At 57.8% G+C, this 14,221-nt stretch carries 12 protein-coding genes; 8 read left to right on the top strand and 4 right to left on the bottom strand.

The window, feature by feature from the left end; genetic code table 11:
- Nucleotides 1-21: 21 nt before the first annotated feature.
- Nucleotides 22-330, bottom strand: coding sequence for a type 1 fimbrial protein (locus ACJ8HA_RS01370; protein ID WP_004935734.1), 309 nt, complete (start codon nt 328-330; stop codon nt 22-24).
- 318 nt (nt 331-648) lie between these two features.
- Here ACJ8HA_RS01370 and ACJ8HA_RS01365 point away from each other — a divergent pair, with 318 nt between their 5' ends.
- From ACJ8HA_RS01365 to yejF, 8 genes are all read left to right on the top strand, one after another.
- Nucleotides 649-1,623, top strand: coding sequence for a CobW family GTP-binding protein (locus ACJ8HA_RS01365; RefSeq protein WP_025303551.1), 975 nt, complete (start codon nt 649-651; stop codon nt 1,621-1,623).
- Between the two features lie 78 nt (nt 1,624-1,701).
- The gene (locus ACJ8HA_RS01360) at nt 1,702-2,412 is read left to right on the top strand and encodes a phosphatase PAP2 family protein (protein ID WP_025303552.1); all 711 of its coding nucleotides are present in this window, start codon (nt 1,702-1,704) and stop codon (nt 2,410-2,412) included.
- A gap of 409 nt (nt 2,413-2,821) precedes the next feature.
- Entirely contained in the window at nt 2,822-3,397 is a 576-nt protein-coding gene (mepS, locus tag ACJ8HA_RS01355) for a bifunctional murein DD-endopeptidase/murein LD-carboxypeptidase (protein ID WP_025303553.1), read from the top strand.
- 412 nt (nt 3,398-3,809) lie between these two features.
- Nucleotides 3,810-5,396, top strand: coding sequence for a cyclic di-GMP phosphodiesterase (locus tag ACJ8HA_RS01350; RefSeq protein ID WP_025303554.1), 1,587 nt, complete (start codon nt 3,810-3,812; stop codon nt 5,394-5,396).
- A gap of 89 nt (nt 5,397-5,485) precedes the next feature.
- Nucleotides 5,486-7,294 (top strand): extracellular solute-binding protein, encoded by a 1,809-nt coding sequence (locus ACJ8HA_RS01345; RefSeq protein ID WP_049205255.1) that lies wholly within the window; start codon nt 5,486-5,488, stop codon nt 7,292-7,294.
- Between the two features lie 9 nt (nt 7,295-7,303).
- Complete coding sequence (locus ACJ8HA_RS01340) at nt 7,304-8,395, top strand: microcin C ABC transporter permease YejB (protein ID WP_197822163.1); 1,092 nt, start codon at nt 7,304-7,306, stop codon at nt 8,393-8,395.
- Nucleotides 8,392-9,417 (top strand): ABC transporter permease, encoded by a 1,026-nt coding sequence (locus ACJ8HA_RS01335; protein ID WP_025303557.1) that lies wholly within the window; start codon nt 8,392-8,394, stop codon nt 9,415-9,417. The genes ACJ8HA_RS01340 and ACJ8HA_RS01335 overlap by 4 nt, the downstream gene beginning before the upstream one ends.
- A gap of 1 nt (nt 9,418) precedes the next feature.
- On the top strand, nt 9,419-11,029 hold the full coding sequence (gene yejF, locus ACJ8HA_RS01330; RefSeq protein ID WP_197822164.1) for a microcin C ABC transporter ATP-binding protein YejF: 1,611 nt from the start codon (nt 9,419-9,421) through the stop codon (nt 11,027-11,029).
- A gap of 8 nt (nt 11,030-11,037) precedes the next feature.
- Here the strand turns inward: yejF and ACJ8HA_RS01325 are convergent, their stop codons facing one another.
- The 3 genes from ACJ8HA_RS01325 to rsuA form a co-directional block, all read right to left on the bottom strand.
- Nucleotides 11,038-11,382, bottom strand: a complete 345-nt coding sequence (locus tag ACJ8HA_RS01325; RefSeq protein WP_004935763.1) for a YejG family protein — start codon at nt 11,380-11,382, stop codon at nt 11,038-11,040.
- 594 nt (nt 11,383-11,976) lie between these two features.
- A complete protein-coding gene (locus ACJ8HA_RS01320; RefSeq protein WP_025303559.1) occupies nt 11,977-13,173 on the bottom strand; it encodes a Bcr/CflA family multidrug efflux MFS transporter in 1,197 nt (398 codons plus the stop codon).
- A gap of 41 nt (nt 13,174-13,214) precedes the next feature.
- Complete coding sequence (gene rsuA / locus ACJ8HA_RS01315) at nt 13,215-13,928, bottom strand: 16S rRNA pseudouridine(516) synthase RsuA (protein ID WP_025303560.1); 714 nt, start codon at nt 13,926-13,928, stop codon at nt 13,215-13,217.
- Nucleotides 13,929-14,221 lie beyond the last annotated feature (293 nt).

The following is a 14,221-nucleotide window of genomic DNA, read 5'->3' as shown; positions in this document are numbered from 1 at the left end:
ACGCCGGCATGGCGGAACGACTTAACGATAAACGACCGTCATAACAGCAAGTTTCTTCTGTTGGTCTACCCACTTCATTTCGGTTGTGCCAAGATTCAGCGGAAGTTCTTTGCGTGTAGTATCAAAACCTGACAACGCTTGCTGGGCCTGATAATGCTGGCCGTTGCGGTAACATTGCGTATTCGCCTTAGAATCTGCAATCTTGACCGTGCAAGGACTTTCAACGATAGAGCCGACGAAGCGAATTACCCCGCCGGCCACTCCTGCCTGACTCACTGCCGTCCATGAAAACAACATTCCTACGATCAAAAATAACCGAAAGGTATTCATGGCAACCTCATTTTTAGTTAAGCCAATTTAACCATAGAGGATCTTGTTAGGAATAATCGCAAGGAAAGGGACAGGATTTGATCGTTAATCGCGTCATTAACAATGTAAAAACAAGCTACTAACAAAAGTTAACCGTATCTAATACAGGGTTTTATCTAAGAATTTTCTTGCAAAGAAAGGTGGATTTTATCGGTTGAAAAGCGCAGGGTGACGTGCAAAATTTGCGAGATAGAGCACAAATTAAATCGCGGTCGTTTCACCGATACGGCTGCGTAACTCATTTATTAAGCAGGTTAATTTTTGCGCCAGGAATGATTAATGACCAAAACCAATTTGATTACCGGTTTCCTCGGCAGCGGTAAAACCACCACTATCCGCCATTTGCTGGCTCATAAACCCGAACATGAACGCTGGGCGGTATTGGTCAATGAATTCGGCGAGATCGGCATCGACGGCGCGCTGCTGGCGGACAGCGGCGCGGTGCTCAAAGAGATCCCCGGCGGTTGCATGTGCTGCGTCAACGGCCTGCCGATGCAGGTGGGCTTGAATATGCTGTTGCAACAGGCCAAACCGGACCGGCTGCTGATCGAGCCGACCGGGCTAGGACACCCGAAGCAAATCCTGTCACTGCTGACCCAGGAGAGCTATGCCGGCTGGATCGATCTGCAGGCCACGCTGTGCCTGCTGGATGCCCGCCAGCTTAGCCAACCCCGCTACCGCGACAACGAAAATTTCCGCGATCAGCTGGCCGCGGCCGACGTTATTCTGGCCAGCAAAAACGACACCTATCAACCGCAAGACAGACTGGCGCTGGAAGCCTGGAGGGCGCAAGATTCGCTGCAGCGGCCCTGCTACGCCATCGCGCAAGGCGAAGCAGATGTCGCGCTGTTGTCACTTCCTCGCACAAATCGTACAGAATTGCCGGACGCGCAGCATCATCATGGTCAGGCGAAAAAGCAGGGGCTGGCGGCGCTGCGGCTGCCGGAACACGCCCGTTGGCGGCGAGCGCTGAACGAAGGGCAAGGCTTCACCAGCTGCGGCTGGATTTTTGACGGCGACACCCGGTTCGATACCGTCGGTTTCATGGAGTGGGTGCGGCTGGCGCCGGTCGAACGAATCAAAGGCGTGGTGCGCATCCCCGAAGGCACATTGCTGATCAATCGCCAGGGGCAGGATCTCAACATCGAAACCCGCCCGCTCGCACCGCTCGACAGCCGAATTGAACTGATCCACAGCGAAAATGCCGATTGGAACGCCCTGCAATCCGCCTTGTTTAAGATTCGTTTAAGTTAAACCCCGTACCGTTGCCCCCCGGTTGTCGCAGGGCAACCGGGTTTTGTTTCGTTTTCATTTTTCCAACAGGTTTATGTCATGACACGCCGCAATTTACCCTTCATTCTCTTCTTCAATTTACTGGGCGTTGCGCTGTTTCTGTCCTGGTTCCTGCCGGCCAATCACGGCGGCTGGTTTACCCTGGATTCGGCGATCTTCTTCTTCTTTAACCGCCATCTGGCCACCGACCCGGCGTTTTTGCACCTGGTCGCCATCACCAACAACCGCGCGTTCGACGCGATCTCGCTGCTCGCCATGGGGCTGCTGTATCTGTACTTTTATCTGAAGCAGGACGCCGCCGGCCGCCGCCGTCTGGTGATCACCGGCGTGGTGATGCTGCTGACCGCCGTGGTGCTGAACCAGCTTGGCCATCTGCTGCCGGTGAAGCATCCGAGCCCCACCCTGACCTTTGACAATATCAATCGCGTCAGCGAACTGACCGGCATCCCCACTAAGGACGCTTCCGGCGACAGCTTCCCCGGCGACCACGGCATGATGCTGATTATTTTTTCCTGCTTTATGCTGCGCTATTTCGGCCGCGGCGCCTTTGCCATCGCCCTGCTGATTACGCTGGTCTTCTCATTGCCACGCGTGATGATTGGCGCCCACTGGTTTACCGATATCGCCGTCGGCTCGCTGTCCGTGGTGCTGGTTGGTGCCAGCTGGGTGCTGATGACGCCTTGCAGCGACTGGATCGTCGATCGGTTGAACCGCCTGTTGCCCGGCAAGCACCGTCCCAGCCAACCATAATATGCATTTATGACTCATACCGGGAGGTGCCCGCCTCCCGGCCTTTCCCCTTCGCCGAGCGCAAAATGTCGCCACCAGTCGTTAACGCTTTTGCAACCTGATTTCACGCCAGATTCATACATCGGACAATTGGCGTTTTTTATATGAAGATTTACATTATGTTACATCACAAATTCATATAAAAAAGACGGGAAAAAGGCTCGCAATCCCCTATTTGTTCCGGTAATCTCAGATGCGTTTGTGCCTGGTTTAAGTCGAATCAGTATGGAATCCGATAAAAATGTGCGTTCTCGCACGTTTTCAACGGTAACTGGTTGTCGATGCAACAGGTGCGGACTAGGCTCGTTCCGTTTGGCATTTTTCAGGTAGCGACTTTCGTCGTTAAGGACTTCAAGGGAAAACAACAACAATGGTCAAATCTCAACCGTTTCTGAGATATTTTTTGCGGGTAGTCCCTGCAATTGCCGCTGCGGTTATGCTGTCAGCGTGCAGCTCGACTCACACTTCGAACTTGAATAACGCACAAACTGAGATGCGTGCAGTTAATGACAAAGACGGTCTTTTACTGCAAGCCTCTCAGGATGAATTCGAAGCGATGGTCCGCAACGTTGACGTCAAGTCAAAGATTATGGATCAGTACGCGGACTGGAAAGGCGTTCGCTACCGCTTAGGCGGTGACACCAAGCGCGGCATCGATTGCTCGGCGTTTGTACAGCGCACCTTCCGCGAACAGTTCGGTATGGATTTACCGCGTTCTACCTATGAACAGGAAGATCTCGGCAAGAAAATCCAGCGCACCAAGCTGCGCGCCGGCGATTTAGTGCTGTTCCGCGCCGGTTCTACCGGGCGCCATGTCGGCATCTATTTAGGTAACGATCAGTTCGTTCACGCTTCTACCAGCAGTGGCGTCATGATTTCCAAGCTGACCGATAACTATTGGAATAAACGTTATCGAGAAGCACGCCGAGTGTTGACCAACGGCTGACGGCGCAACGCCCTGAAGATCCTGAATACCAAACGAGCGATAAGCGCCGCCTACGGGCGGCGTTTTTTTTGGCTGTCGAATGGGTATCATCAAGATTGATCCCTGCCTTATCGTCACCGTTCCCGACTTAACACTGCCGCACGTCGTTATTTTGATAAACTGTTGGCAGGAAATCGCGCCGTCGAGGAAAAACTCGCCTATTATCGTCAGATGACGGCAACGGCGCCCCGGCGTTATTTAAAACGTTTCCGCTTAAAATAGGCGCATTATATTTCTGTCGGCGACGCCGCGTATTTAAACGGCGCCGCCGGTTGGTTCGGGATAAAAAGTCAAAAATGAAAAAAAAGCCGTTGGCACAATCCATTAACCGGCTGTGCGACACCCCTGACGCCCGGTTGCAGAGGACTCGGTTATGGGCTTGAAAAGAGCTTTTGCCCGCAGCGTGTCTCACCGACAGCGCAGCCTGGCTAAAAGCGGTGTCGCTGCCCTGGTATTTTTTACGCTCTTCACTGCGGTCACGCTTTCTTTGATCAACCACCAGCGCACGCAATATCAACACAAGGTCGAAGCGCGTACGCAAAAATTCACGCTGGGTTATATCTCGCACCTGACGGCAGTGATGCAGCAAATGATGCCGCTACTGGACAAGCCTTGCCTCTCCAGCCAGTCGGATATTACCTACCAAGCGGCCTTTACCAGCGGCGTGCGCACCTTCCTGTTGGTAAAAGGCGGCTACGCCTATTGCTCTTCCGCCACCGGTGACATGATGTTGCCGATGAAAAATCTCTACCAGGAAATCGACTGGGATCTGCCTTTGGATCTGAAGCTGCAGCAGGGCACGCCGATCGTACCGAACAAACCGGCGGTGGCGGTTTGGCTGCGGCATCCCGGCGAAAAGGCCACCGGCATCCTCGCTACGCTGGACATCGATCTGATGCCCTATTTACTGTTCACCTCGCATGACGAACAGGCGCCGGGCATCGCCATCGTGATGGGCAACCGCGCCCTGACCACCTTCAGCCCGAACCTGATGCCGGTCGATCAACTGCCGAAAGGCAAGGCGGATACCCTGACGATGCCCAATCTGCCGCTGACCATCCTGTTCTACAACGAGAAACTGACGCCCAATGACATTCGCCTGACGCTGCTGGGCAGCCTGGTGCTGTCGCTGATGATTGGCGTGCTCTGCTACTATATGCTGCTGTTGCGGCAAAGCCCGGAGCGTGCGCTGCTGCGCGGCATCAAGCGCAACGAGTTCTTTATCGAATACCAGCCGGTGTTCCATACCGACAGCAACAGCATTGGTGGGCTGGAAGCGCTGATCCGCTGGCAGCATCCGCTCGAGGGCCGCATCCCGCCCGATGTCTTTATCCCCTACGCCGAAAGCAACGGGCTGATCGTGCCGCTTACCCGCCATCTGTTCAGGCTGATCGCCGAAGATGCGCCGCAGCTCGCCAAAGCGCTGCCACGGGGAGGCAAAGTCGGTCTCAATATTTCCCCTGCCCACCTTAGCGCGCCGTCGTTCCATCAGGACGTGTATGAACTACTGACGCAGCTGCCGGGCGATTACTTTACGCTGGTGTTTGAAATCACCGAACGCGGCATGGTGGAAGAAGAGAGCGCGCTGGCGGAGTTTGACTGGCTGCACAAACAGGGTATCGAGATCGCGGTGGACGATTTCGGCACCGGGCACAGCGCGTTGATCTATCTTGAGCGCTTCACCATGGATTACCTGAAGATCGATCGCGGCTTCGTCAACACCATCGGCCAGGATACGGTCACCGCGCCGGTGCTGGATGCGGTGATCTCGCTGGCGAAAAAGCTGAAAATGCTGACGGTGGCCGAGGGCGTGGAAACCGCCGAGCAGATGCAGTTCCTGCAAGAACACGGCGTCAACTTCATGCAGGGCTACTACTTCAGCAAGCCGCTGAGCATCGATGATTTCGTCGCTTACTGCAATGCTAATCAGGTCTTTGATTATCAGGAAAAAAATAGTTAATCTTTAGGCAACTTTACCCTGCGCCCACCCGAAGAATGTTATGCTGGGCGCAGGTTGTACCTTATTCCACAGCAGGAGCTTACCGTCCGATGTCCGTGCGCATTTTCGCTGCTCTGGTGCTCTCGGCACTGAGTTTCGGTCTGCAGGCCGAAGCCCTCAACGAAAGCTACGCTTTCGCCCTGCTCGGTGAACCGAAATACGCCACCGACTTCAGCCATTTCGACTACGTCAACCCGGCGGCGCCCAAAGGCGGCGACGTACGGCTGGCGGCCATCGGCACCTACGACAACTTCAACCGTTTCGCTACCCGCGGCGTACCCGGCGAGCGCACGATGGAGCTGTACGATACGCTGTTCACCAACTCCGACGACGAACCCGGCAGCTATTACCCGTTGATTGCCGAATCGGCCCGTTTCCCGGCCGACATGCGCTGGATGGAATTGGATATCAACGCCCGCGCCCGCTTCCAGGACGGCAGCCCGATCACCGCCGCCGACGTGGCCTTTACTTTCAATAAATTCATGACCGAAGGCGTACCGCAGTTTCGCTCCTTTTACAAAGGCGTCACGGTCAAGGCCATTTCCCGGCTGACGGTGCGCATCGAGCTGCCTAAGGCAAATCGCGATCAAATCCTCAGCCTGCTCAGCCTGCGCGTATTGCCGGAAAGCTTCTGGAAAAACCATAAGCTCAACGAACCACTCAGCACCCCGCCGCTCGCCAGCGGCCCGTACAAAATCGGCGATTACCGCCTCGGCCAGTACATCACCTATCAGCGGGTGCGCGACTACTGGGCCGCCAACCTACCGGTGAATCGCGGCCGCTATAACTTCGACAGCATTCGCTACGATTATTACCTGGACGATAAAGTGGCGCTGGAAGCCTTCAAGGCCGGCGCTTATGATTTCCGCATCGAGCCGTCGCCCAAGAGCTGGGCCACCCAGTATCAGGGCGGTAATTTCGCGCGCAACTACATCATCAAACAGGACGAAACCAATCAGGCGGCACAGAATACCCGCTGGCTGGCGTTTAACCTGCAAAAACCGCTGTTCGCCGATCGTCGGGTACGGGAAGCGATCGGCCTGGCTTTCGACTTCAACTGGATGAACAAAGCGCTGTATTACAACGCCTATCAGCGCGCCGACAGCTATTTCCAAAACACCGCCTACGCCGCCCGCGGCTACCCGGACGCCGCTGAACTGGCCTTGCTGGCGCCGCTCAAAGGCCAGATACCGCCAGAGGTGTTTACCAGCATCTACCAACCGCCCTCCTCCGACGGCAGCGGCAACGATCGGCAAAACCTGCTGAAGGCGACCCAACTGCTGAAAGAAGCCGGTTGGGTGGTCAAAAATCAAAAGTTAGTCAACGCGAAAACCGGCCAGCCGTTCACCTTTGAATTGATGCTGCTGAGCGGCAGCAACTTCCAGTACGTGTTGCCGTTTCGCCACAACCTGCAGCGGTTGGGCATCGATATGCAAATCCGCGAGATTGACGCCTCGCAGTACACCCGCCGTCTGCGCGAGCGCGATTTCGACATGATGTCGACGGTGTATATGGCAATGCCGTTCCCCAGCGCCAACTTGCAAATCATTTGGGATTCGCAGTACATCGATTCCAGCTATAACACCCCCGGCGTCAAGGACCCGGCGGTTGACAGCCTGGTCAGACAAATCGCCGCCCATCAGGGCGATGAAAAAGCCCTGTTGCCGCTCGGCCGCGCGCTGGACCGGGTGCTGACCTGGAACAACTACATGCTGCCGATGTGGTACTCCAACCACGATCGCTATGCCTATTGGGACAAATTCTCCACGCCGTCGATCCGCCCGGCCTATGCGATCGGCTTCGACAACTGGTGGTACGACGTCAACAAGGCGGCGCGCTTACCGGCTCAGCGGCAATAAGGAGTCGGAATGGCGGCCTATCTGATACGCAGACTGTTATTGGTGATCCCCACGCTGTGGGCGATCATCACCATCAACTTTTTTATCGTGCAAATCGCGCCCGGTGGCCCGGTGGATCAGGCCATCGCCGCCATCGAGCTGGGGCACGGCAGCGGTTTTGGCAGCGGCGGTGTCGGCGAAGGCCTGGGCCATGCCCGGACGGGCATCGCGGCAGGCGACGGCCAATATCGCGGTTCGCGCGGCCTGGATGCGGAGGTGATCGCCGAGATCACCCAACGGTACGGCTTCGACAAACCGCTGCACGAACGCTACTTCACCATGCTGTGGAACTATATGCGCTTCGACTTCGGCGACAGCCTGTTTCGCGGCGCTTCGGTGATGCAACTGATTAGCCAGAGCCTGCCGGTCTCCATCACGCTGGGCCTTTGGAGCACGCTGATCATCTATCTGGTGTCGATCCCGCTCGGCATCCGCAAGGCCGTCCACAACGGCAGCGCATTCGATACTTGGAGCAGCACGCTGATCATCATCGGCTACGCCATTCCGGCTTTCCTGTTCGCTATCCTGATGATCGTGCTGTTCGCCGGCGGCAGCTACCTCGACTGGTTCCCGCTGCGCGGCCTGGTGTCCAGCAACTTCGACACTCTCTCGTGGCCGGCGAAGATCGCCGACTACCTGTGGCACATCACATTGCCGGTGCTGGCGACGGTGATCGGCGGCTTCGCCACCCTGACCATGCTGACCAAAAACGCGTTCCTTGATGAGATCCGCAAGCAGTACGTCACCACCGCCCGCGCCAAAGGGCTGGACGAAAAAAAGATCCTGTACCGCCACGTGTTCCGCAACGCCATGCTGCTGGTGATCGCCGGTTTTCCGGCCACCTTCATCAGCATGTTCTTTACCGGATCGCTGCTGATTGAGGTGATGTTCTCGCTCAACGGTCTGGGGCTGCTGGGCTACGACGCCACGCTGCAGCGCGACTACCCGGTGATGTTCGGCACGCTGTATATCTTCACCCTGATCGGCCTGCTGTTGAACATCCTCAGCGATGTCACCTACACCCTGGTCGATCCGCGCATTGACTTCGAGGCCCGCCAATGAGCCGCCTAAGCCCGATCAACCAGGCGCGCTGGGCGCGTTTTCGCCGCAACCGCCGCGGCTACTGGTCGCTGTGGATCTTTCTGGTGCTGTTCACCCTGAGCCTGGCCGCCGATCTGATCGCCAACGACAAACCGCTGTTGGTGCGTTATGAAGGCCGCTTGTACCTGCCGTTTATGATTAGCTACAGCGAAACCGCCTTCGGCGGCGAGCTGAACACCGAGGCCGACTATCAGGATCCGTTCGTCCAGCGGCAGATCGAACGGCACGGCTGGGCGGTTTGGGCACCGATCCGTTTCAGCTACGACACCATCAACTTCGCCACCGAGGTGCCCTTCCCCTCGCCGCCTTCGCGCCATAACCTGCTGGGCACCGACAGCAACGGCGGCGACGTGCTGGCTCGGGTGCTGTATGGTTTTCGCATTTCGATGCTGTTCGGCCTGGCGTTGACGCTGTTTTCCAGCCTGATCGGCGTGTGCGTCGGCGCGACCCAGGGGTATTACGGCGGGCGTTTCGACCTGTGGGGGCAGCGATTTATCGAAGTGTGGTCGGGCATGCCGACGCTGTTTCTGATCATCCTGTTGTCGAGCATCGTCCAGCCCAATTTCTGGTGGCTGCTCGGCATCACCATCCTGTTCGGCTGGATGAGCCTGGTGGGCGTAGTGCGCGCCGAATTCTTGCGCACCCGCAACTTTGACTACATCCGCGCCGCGCGCGCCATGGGCGTGCCGGATCGCGTGATCATGTCCCGCCATATGCTGCCTAACGCCACGGTGGCGACGCTGACCTTCCTGCCGTTTATCCTTTGCGGCTCGATCACCACCCTGACGTCGCTCGATTTCCTCGGCTTCGGGCTGCCGATAGGCTCGCCGTCGCTCGGCGAATTGCTGCTGCAAGGCAAAAACAATCTGCAGGCGCCGTGGCTCGGCATCACCGCCTTCTTGGTATTGGCAGTGCTGCTGTCGTTATTAATCTTTATCGGCGAAGCGGTGCGCGACGCCTTTGACCCCAGCAAGGCGCATTGATATGGCCACTCCTTTGCTCGCAATTCAAGATCTCAGCATCGCCTTCCGCCAGGGCGACACCGTCACGCCGGTGGTCAACGAACTCTCGCTGCAAATCGCGCCGGCGGAAACGCTGGCGCTGGTAGGGGAATCCGGCTCCGGCAAAAGCGTCACCGCCCTGTCGATACTGCGCCTGCTGCCCGCGCCGCCGGTGGTTTACCCTGCCGGCGATATCCTGTTCAACGGCGACTCGTTGCTGCATGCGCCGGAAGCGGCGCTGCGCAAGGTGCGCGGCAATCAGATCGCGATGATCTTTCAGGAGCCGATGGTGTCGCTTAACCCACTGCACACCATCGAAAAACAGCTGGCGGAAGTGTTGATGCTGCACCGCGGCCTGCGGCGCGAAGCCGCGCGCGCAGAGATCGTCGAGTGCCTGGAACGCGTCGGCATCCGTCAGGCCAAGAGCCGGCTGCAGGATTACCCGCATCAGCTGTCCGGCGGCGAACGCCAGCGGGTGATGATCGCCATGGCGGTGTTGACCCGCCCAAAACTGCTGATCGCCGACGAACCCACCACCGCGCTCGACGTTACTATCCAGGCGCAGATCCTGACGCTGCTGCAAGAACTGAAGCAGGAGATGGGCATGGGGTTGCTGTTTATCACCCATAATCTGAATATCGTGCGCCGCCTGGCGGATAACGTGGCGGTAATGCGTCAGGGGCGCTGCGTAGAGCAAAACTCCCGCACGCAGCTGTTCAGCCGGCCGCAACATCCTTACACGCAGCAGCTGCTGGCCGCCGAGGACGTCGGTGAACCGCTGCCGCTGCCTGCCGCAGCCAACGGGCGCCCCGGCGACGAGCGGCCGCTGCTCAAGGTGGAAGATCTGCAGGTGCGCTTCCCTATTCGACGCGGCCTGCTGCGCCGCACGGTGGATTATCACTATGCGTTGAAGTCATTGAGTTTCGAGCTGCGCGCCGGGGAAAGCGTGGGGCTGGTGGGAGAATCCGGCTCGGGCAAAAGCACCACCGGGCTGGCGCTGCTGCGCCTGCTGGCCTCTCAGGGCGCCATCTGGTTCGACGGCGAACCGCTGCACCCGCTCACGATGAAGCAAATGCTGCCCTACCGCAGCCGAATGCAAATCGTCTTCCAGGATCCCTATTCCGCCCTGAACCCGCGCCTGAACGTACAGCAGATCATCGCCGAAGGGCTGGAAGTGCACCAGCGGCTTACCGCCGAGCAGCGGGAACAGCGCGTGATCGCGGTGTTGCAGGAGGTCGGGCTGGATCCGCAGCTGCGCCACCGCTATCCCACCGAGTTCTCCGGCGGCCAGCGCCAGCGTATCGCCATCGCGCGCGCACTGATCCTGCAGCCACAGTTGCTGATCCTCGACGAGCCGACCTCTTCGCTGGATAAATCGGTGCAGGCGCAGATCCTGACGCTGCTGAAATCGCTGCAGCAACGCCACCGGCTGGCTTATCTGTTCATCAGCCATGACCTGCAGGTGGTGCGTTCGCTATGCCACCAGGTCATCGTGTTGCGACAGGGAGAAGTGGTTGAACAGGGAGACTGCCGGGCGATTTTCGCGGCGCCCGCCGCCGACTATACCCGTCAACTGCTGCAGTTGGCGGACTAGCGGCGAATTTAGAAAGGGTATTGCGCGCTGAGCGGTTCGGCGATCGCGGCGCCGACGTTTTTCAGGCGGCACATGGTGGCGCTCTCGTCGCTGCGCTGCACGAACAGGCAAGGTTCCCCTTCCCATTCAACAATCGCGCAGTCGACCTGAATCTCCTGCAGCGACAGATTGAGCTGTTGCATGACCTGCCAGGCCTCGGCCCCTTCATGGCTGAGTAACTTCAGACCAATCAGGTTGTTATCTTCGTCTATTCCGTTAAACGGAATCGGTTCGACCTTCACGCCGGTGAAACCAGATAGCCAACGATAACTTTGCGGCAAGCGATGCACTACCGAAAGTTGGATACTCTCCACATGAAATCCCTAGATTGAAAAGGTGAAACACTTTTACCTGACAGGGTTACTAAGTTATAGCCGCTGACTCCCGACTCTGCCGCGCACAAATGTTATTTAAATGTAAATTTTGCCGCTAGCCATTAACCTGACCCCGTGCTTGCCGATGCCGTGCCATTTTTTGGCGCGCCGTGCGGTGTTATTTCACGGCATTTTGCGACTCAGCTCGCATTTTTGCGTTATATGTAACCCTTTCCCGCAGCGATCTCAACTCTTTTTTCTTGCAATGCGACTACTTTTCAGACGCCATATTTTTACAATGAAGAAACATTTAGCCCGCCACGTTGGCGCAGCCTCCCCTGCTAATGCCTTGATTTACATCAATCCTAATACAAACCATCCGCAGCACTCAGCCGGCAGAACGCTGCGCCTCCCGAGGAATATTAGGCGATGCGGCGGTGGAATTTTTTAACAAAAAACACACAGAGGGGAAAACGGCCAATTAATTAGCTTGCGTATATTTAGCAACAAATTTTTCATTGCCAGTTGCACCCTGAAATGGCAAGGCGCAACCCTAAGGCGATGCGGGGCAAAACGCCCCGAATCGGGAGAACGTCAGGCTGCGCGATCGCGCGGCCGGCTGGCGTAAACATAGAACAGCACCGCCACGATGCTGCACAGCGCCATCGAGGTGACCATGGGCCAGGCGCTTTTGCCCGGCGCCATCGACAGCACCGCTCCCACCAGCGCACCGATGCTGAAGCGCAACGTACCGGCCAAGGAAGAAGCCGTGCCCGCCATATGCGGGAAATCATCCAGGATCACCGCCATGGCGTTGGAGGAGATCATCGCGATGCACCCCAGATAGACCGCAACGCCGATCACCAGCGCCCAGAAACCCAGACCGACAGCGCTCACCGCCAGCAGCCACAGCCCCATCGCCAGCTGTACCAGCAGCCCCAGCTTGAACATCTTGACCGCGCCGAACCGCCGCACGTTGCGGCTGTTAATCAGCGTCGTCAGGAACAGGAACACGATGTTCAGCGCAAAATAGTAGCCGAAGTGTTGCGGCGAAACGTGGTTCAGTTCGATGTAGACGAACGGCCCGGCGCTGAGGAACGAGAACATGCCGGCGAACGAGAAGGCGCTGGCCAGCATGTAGCTCAGCACCCGTTTGTGGCGGAACAACGAACCGAAGTTGCCCAGCGTGGTGCGCAGGTGGAACCGCTGTCGCCGTTCTTTCGGCAGCGTCTCCTTGATGAACAGGGCCACCAGCAGTGAACCGATCAACGCCGCGGCGCCCATGGTCCAGAAGATGGCGTGCCAACTGAACCACAGCAGCAGCGCCCCGCCGATCATCGGCGCCAGCAGCGGCGCGATGGTCATCACCAGAATGACGAACGACATCATGCGCGAGAACTCGTCCTTGGTGAACATGTCGCGCATCAAGGCGTTGATCACTACGCTGGCGGCGGCGGCGGCCAAACCGTGCAGGAAACGCAGCCCGATCAGCTGATCGATCGATTGCGCCATGGCGCAGGCGCAGCCGGCGATGGCGAAGATCAGCGTACCCCACAGGATCACCGGCTTGCGGCCGATGCTGTCCGACATCGGCCCATAGAACAGCTGCCCGAAGGCAAAGCCGAGCATATAGGCGCTGAGCGTCATCTGCACGCTGCCGGACTCGACGCCAAACTGGGCGGCGATCACCGGCATACTGGGCAGGTACATGTCGATGGCCAACGGCATCAACATGGACAACAGGCCCAGAATGAAAATCAAACCGAGATGAGAGGTTCGGTTCTGTTGCACGTTCCACGACTCCTTAATCGGCCGCAATCGATGATCGGTTATCAGTCCTGCAGGTGCGGCGCGCCCACGCTGGCGATCTCTTCTTCGGTCAGTGGGCGGTATTCGCCCGGCGCCAGATCGTCATCCAGCACGATGGCGCCGATGCGCTCGCGGTGCAACTCGATCACCCGATTGCCGACGGCAGCGAACATCCGCTTCACCTGGTGGTAGCGCCCTTCGCTGAGGGTCAGGCGCACCACGTGCTCGTCGACCTGCTCCAGCGTCGCCGGCCGCGTCAGATCTTTCTCGTTGTGCAGTTGCACCCCTTCGGCGAAACGCTGCGCGGTGTCTTCCGCCAGCGGGTGCTCCAGCGTCACCAAATAGGTTTTCTCACAGTGGTGGCGTGGCGACGTGACGCGGTGCGACCACTGGCCGTCGTCGGTCATCAGCACCAGCCCGGTGGTGTCGATATCCAACCGCCCGGCGGCGTGCAGCTTGTACGCGACCGGCTCATCGAGGAAGTACAGCACCGTCGGATGATCGGGATCGTCGGTGGAACAGACGTAACCCTGCGGTTTGTTGAGCATGAAATAGCGCGGGCCGTTCTGCTGCTGCAGCGGATTGCCGTCGAACGCCACTTCTTGCTCCGGGGTCAGTTTGACAGCCCCGCTCTTCACCACCTCACCGTCCACGGTGACGCGTTTAGCCCGAAGTTCGCGCGCAACCAGCGCACGGCTAATGCCTAACTGCTGAGATAAAAACTTGTCCAATCGCATGGGATCTGCTTTGCCTGTCGTTGTTATGATCGCATTGATCGTATTGCCAAAATATGACGCCCGCCGTTGCACCGGGTGCAAATGGCAGGTTCAGGGGGGAAATCGCGTGGGGGAACAGCGATTGCTGTCACACGAGTATAGCGGTACAACGCGTTGCCCGACAGGGGTAATTTTCACGCTTCTCGCACCGCGCGCGCGCAGAAGGCATAATAATAGAAATTTTTCGGCCGCCCGGCACGTAAAATGTCACGGTTTCTGTGGGAACAGAGGTGACAAAACCGGTTCCCGGCGGC

It is taken from the genome of Serratia sp. CY33802, from assembly GCF_052169095.1.
Taxonomy (GTDB): Bacteria; Pseudomonadota; Gammaproteobacteria; order Enterobacterales; family Enterobacteriaceae; genus Serratia; species Serratia bockelmannii.
This window is presented reverse-complemented; position numbering and strand designations above follow the sequence as displayed.

Bases quoted from the DNA above. Each gene is read 5' to 3' on its own strand.
- ACJ8HA_RS01360 (WP_025303552.1), top strand. From the start codon at position 1,702: ATGACACGCCGCAATTTACCCTTCATTCTCTTCTTCAATTTACTGGGC.
- ACJ8HA_RS01350 (WP_025303554.1), top strand. From the start codon at position 3,810: ATGGGCTTGAAAAGAGCTTTTGCCCGCAGCGTGTCTCACCGACAGCGC.
- mepS (WP_025303553.1), top strand. From the start codon at position 2,822: ATGGTCAAATCTCAACCGTTTCTGAGATATTTTTTGCGGGTAGTCCCT.
- yejF (WP_197822164.1), top strand. From the start codon at position 9,419: ATGGCCACTCCTTTGCTCGCAATTCAAGATCTCAGCATCGCCTTCCGC.
- ACJ8HA_RS01345 (WP_049205255.1), top strand. From the start codon at position 5,486: ATGTCCGTGCGCATTTTCGCTGCTCTGGTGCTCTCGGCACTGAGTTTC.
- ACJ8HA_RS01335 (WP_025303557.1), top strand. From the start codon at position 8,392: ATGAGCCGCCTAAGCCCGATCAACCAGGCGCGCTGGGCGCGTTTTCGC.
- ACJ8HA_RS01370 (WP_004935734.1), bottom strand. From the start codon at position 330: ATGAATACCTTTCGGTTATTTTTGATCGTAGGAATGTTGTTTTCATGG.
- rsuA (WP_025303560.1), bottom strand. From the start codon at position 13,928: ATGCGATTGGACAAGTTTTTATCTCAGCAGTTAGGCATTAGCCGTGCG.
- ACJ8HA_RS01365 (WP_025303551.1), top strand. From the start codon at position 649: ATGACCAAAACCAATTTGATTACCGGTTTCCTCGGCAGCGGTAAAACC.
- ACJ8HA_RS01340 (WP_197822163.1), top strand. From the start codon at position 7,304: ATGGCGGCCTATCTGATACGCAGACTGTTATTGGTGATCCCCACGCTG.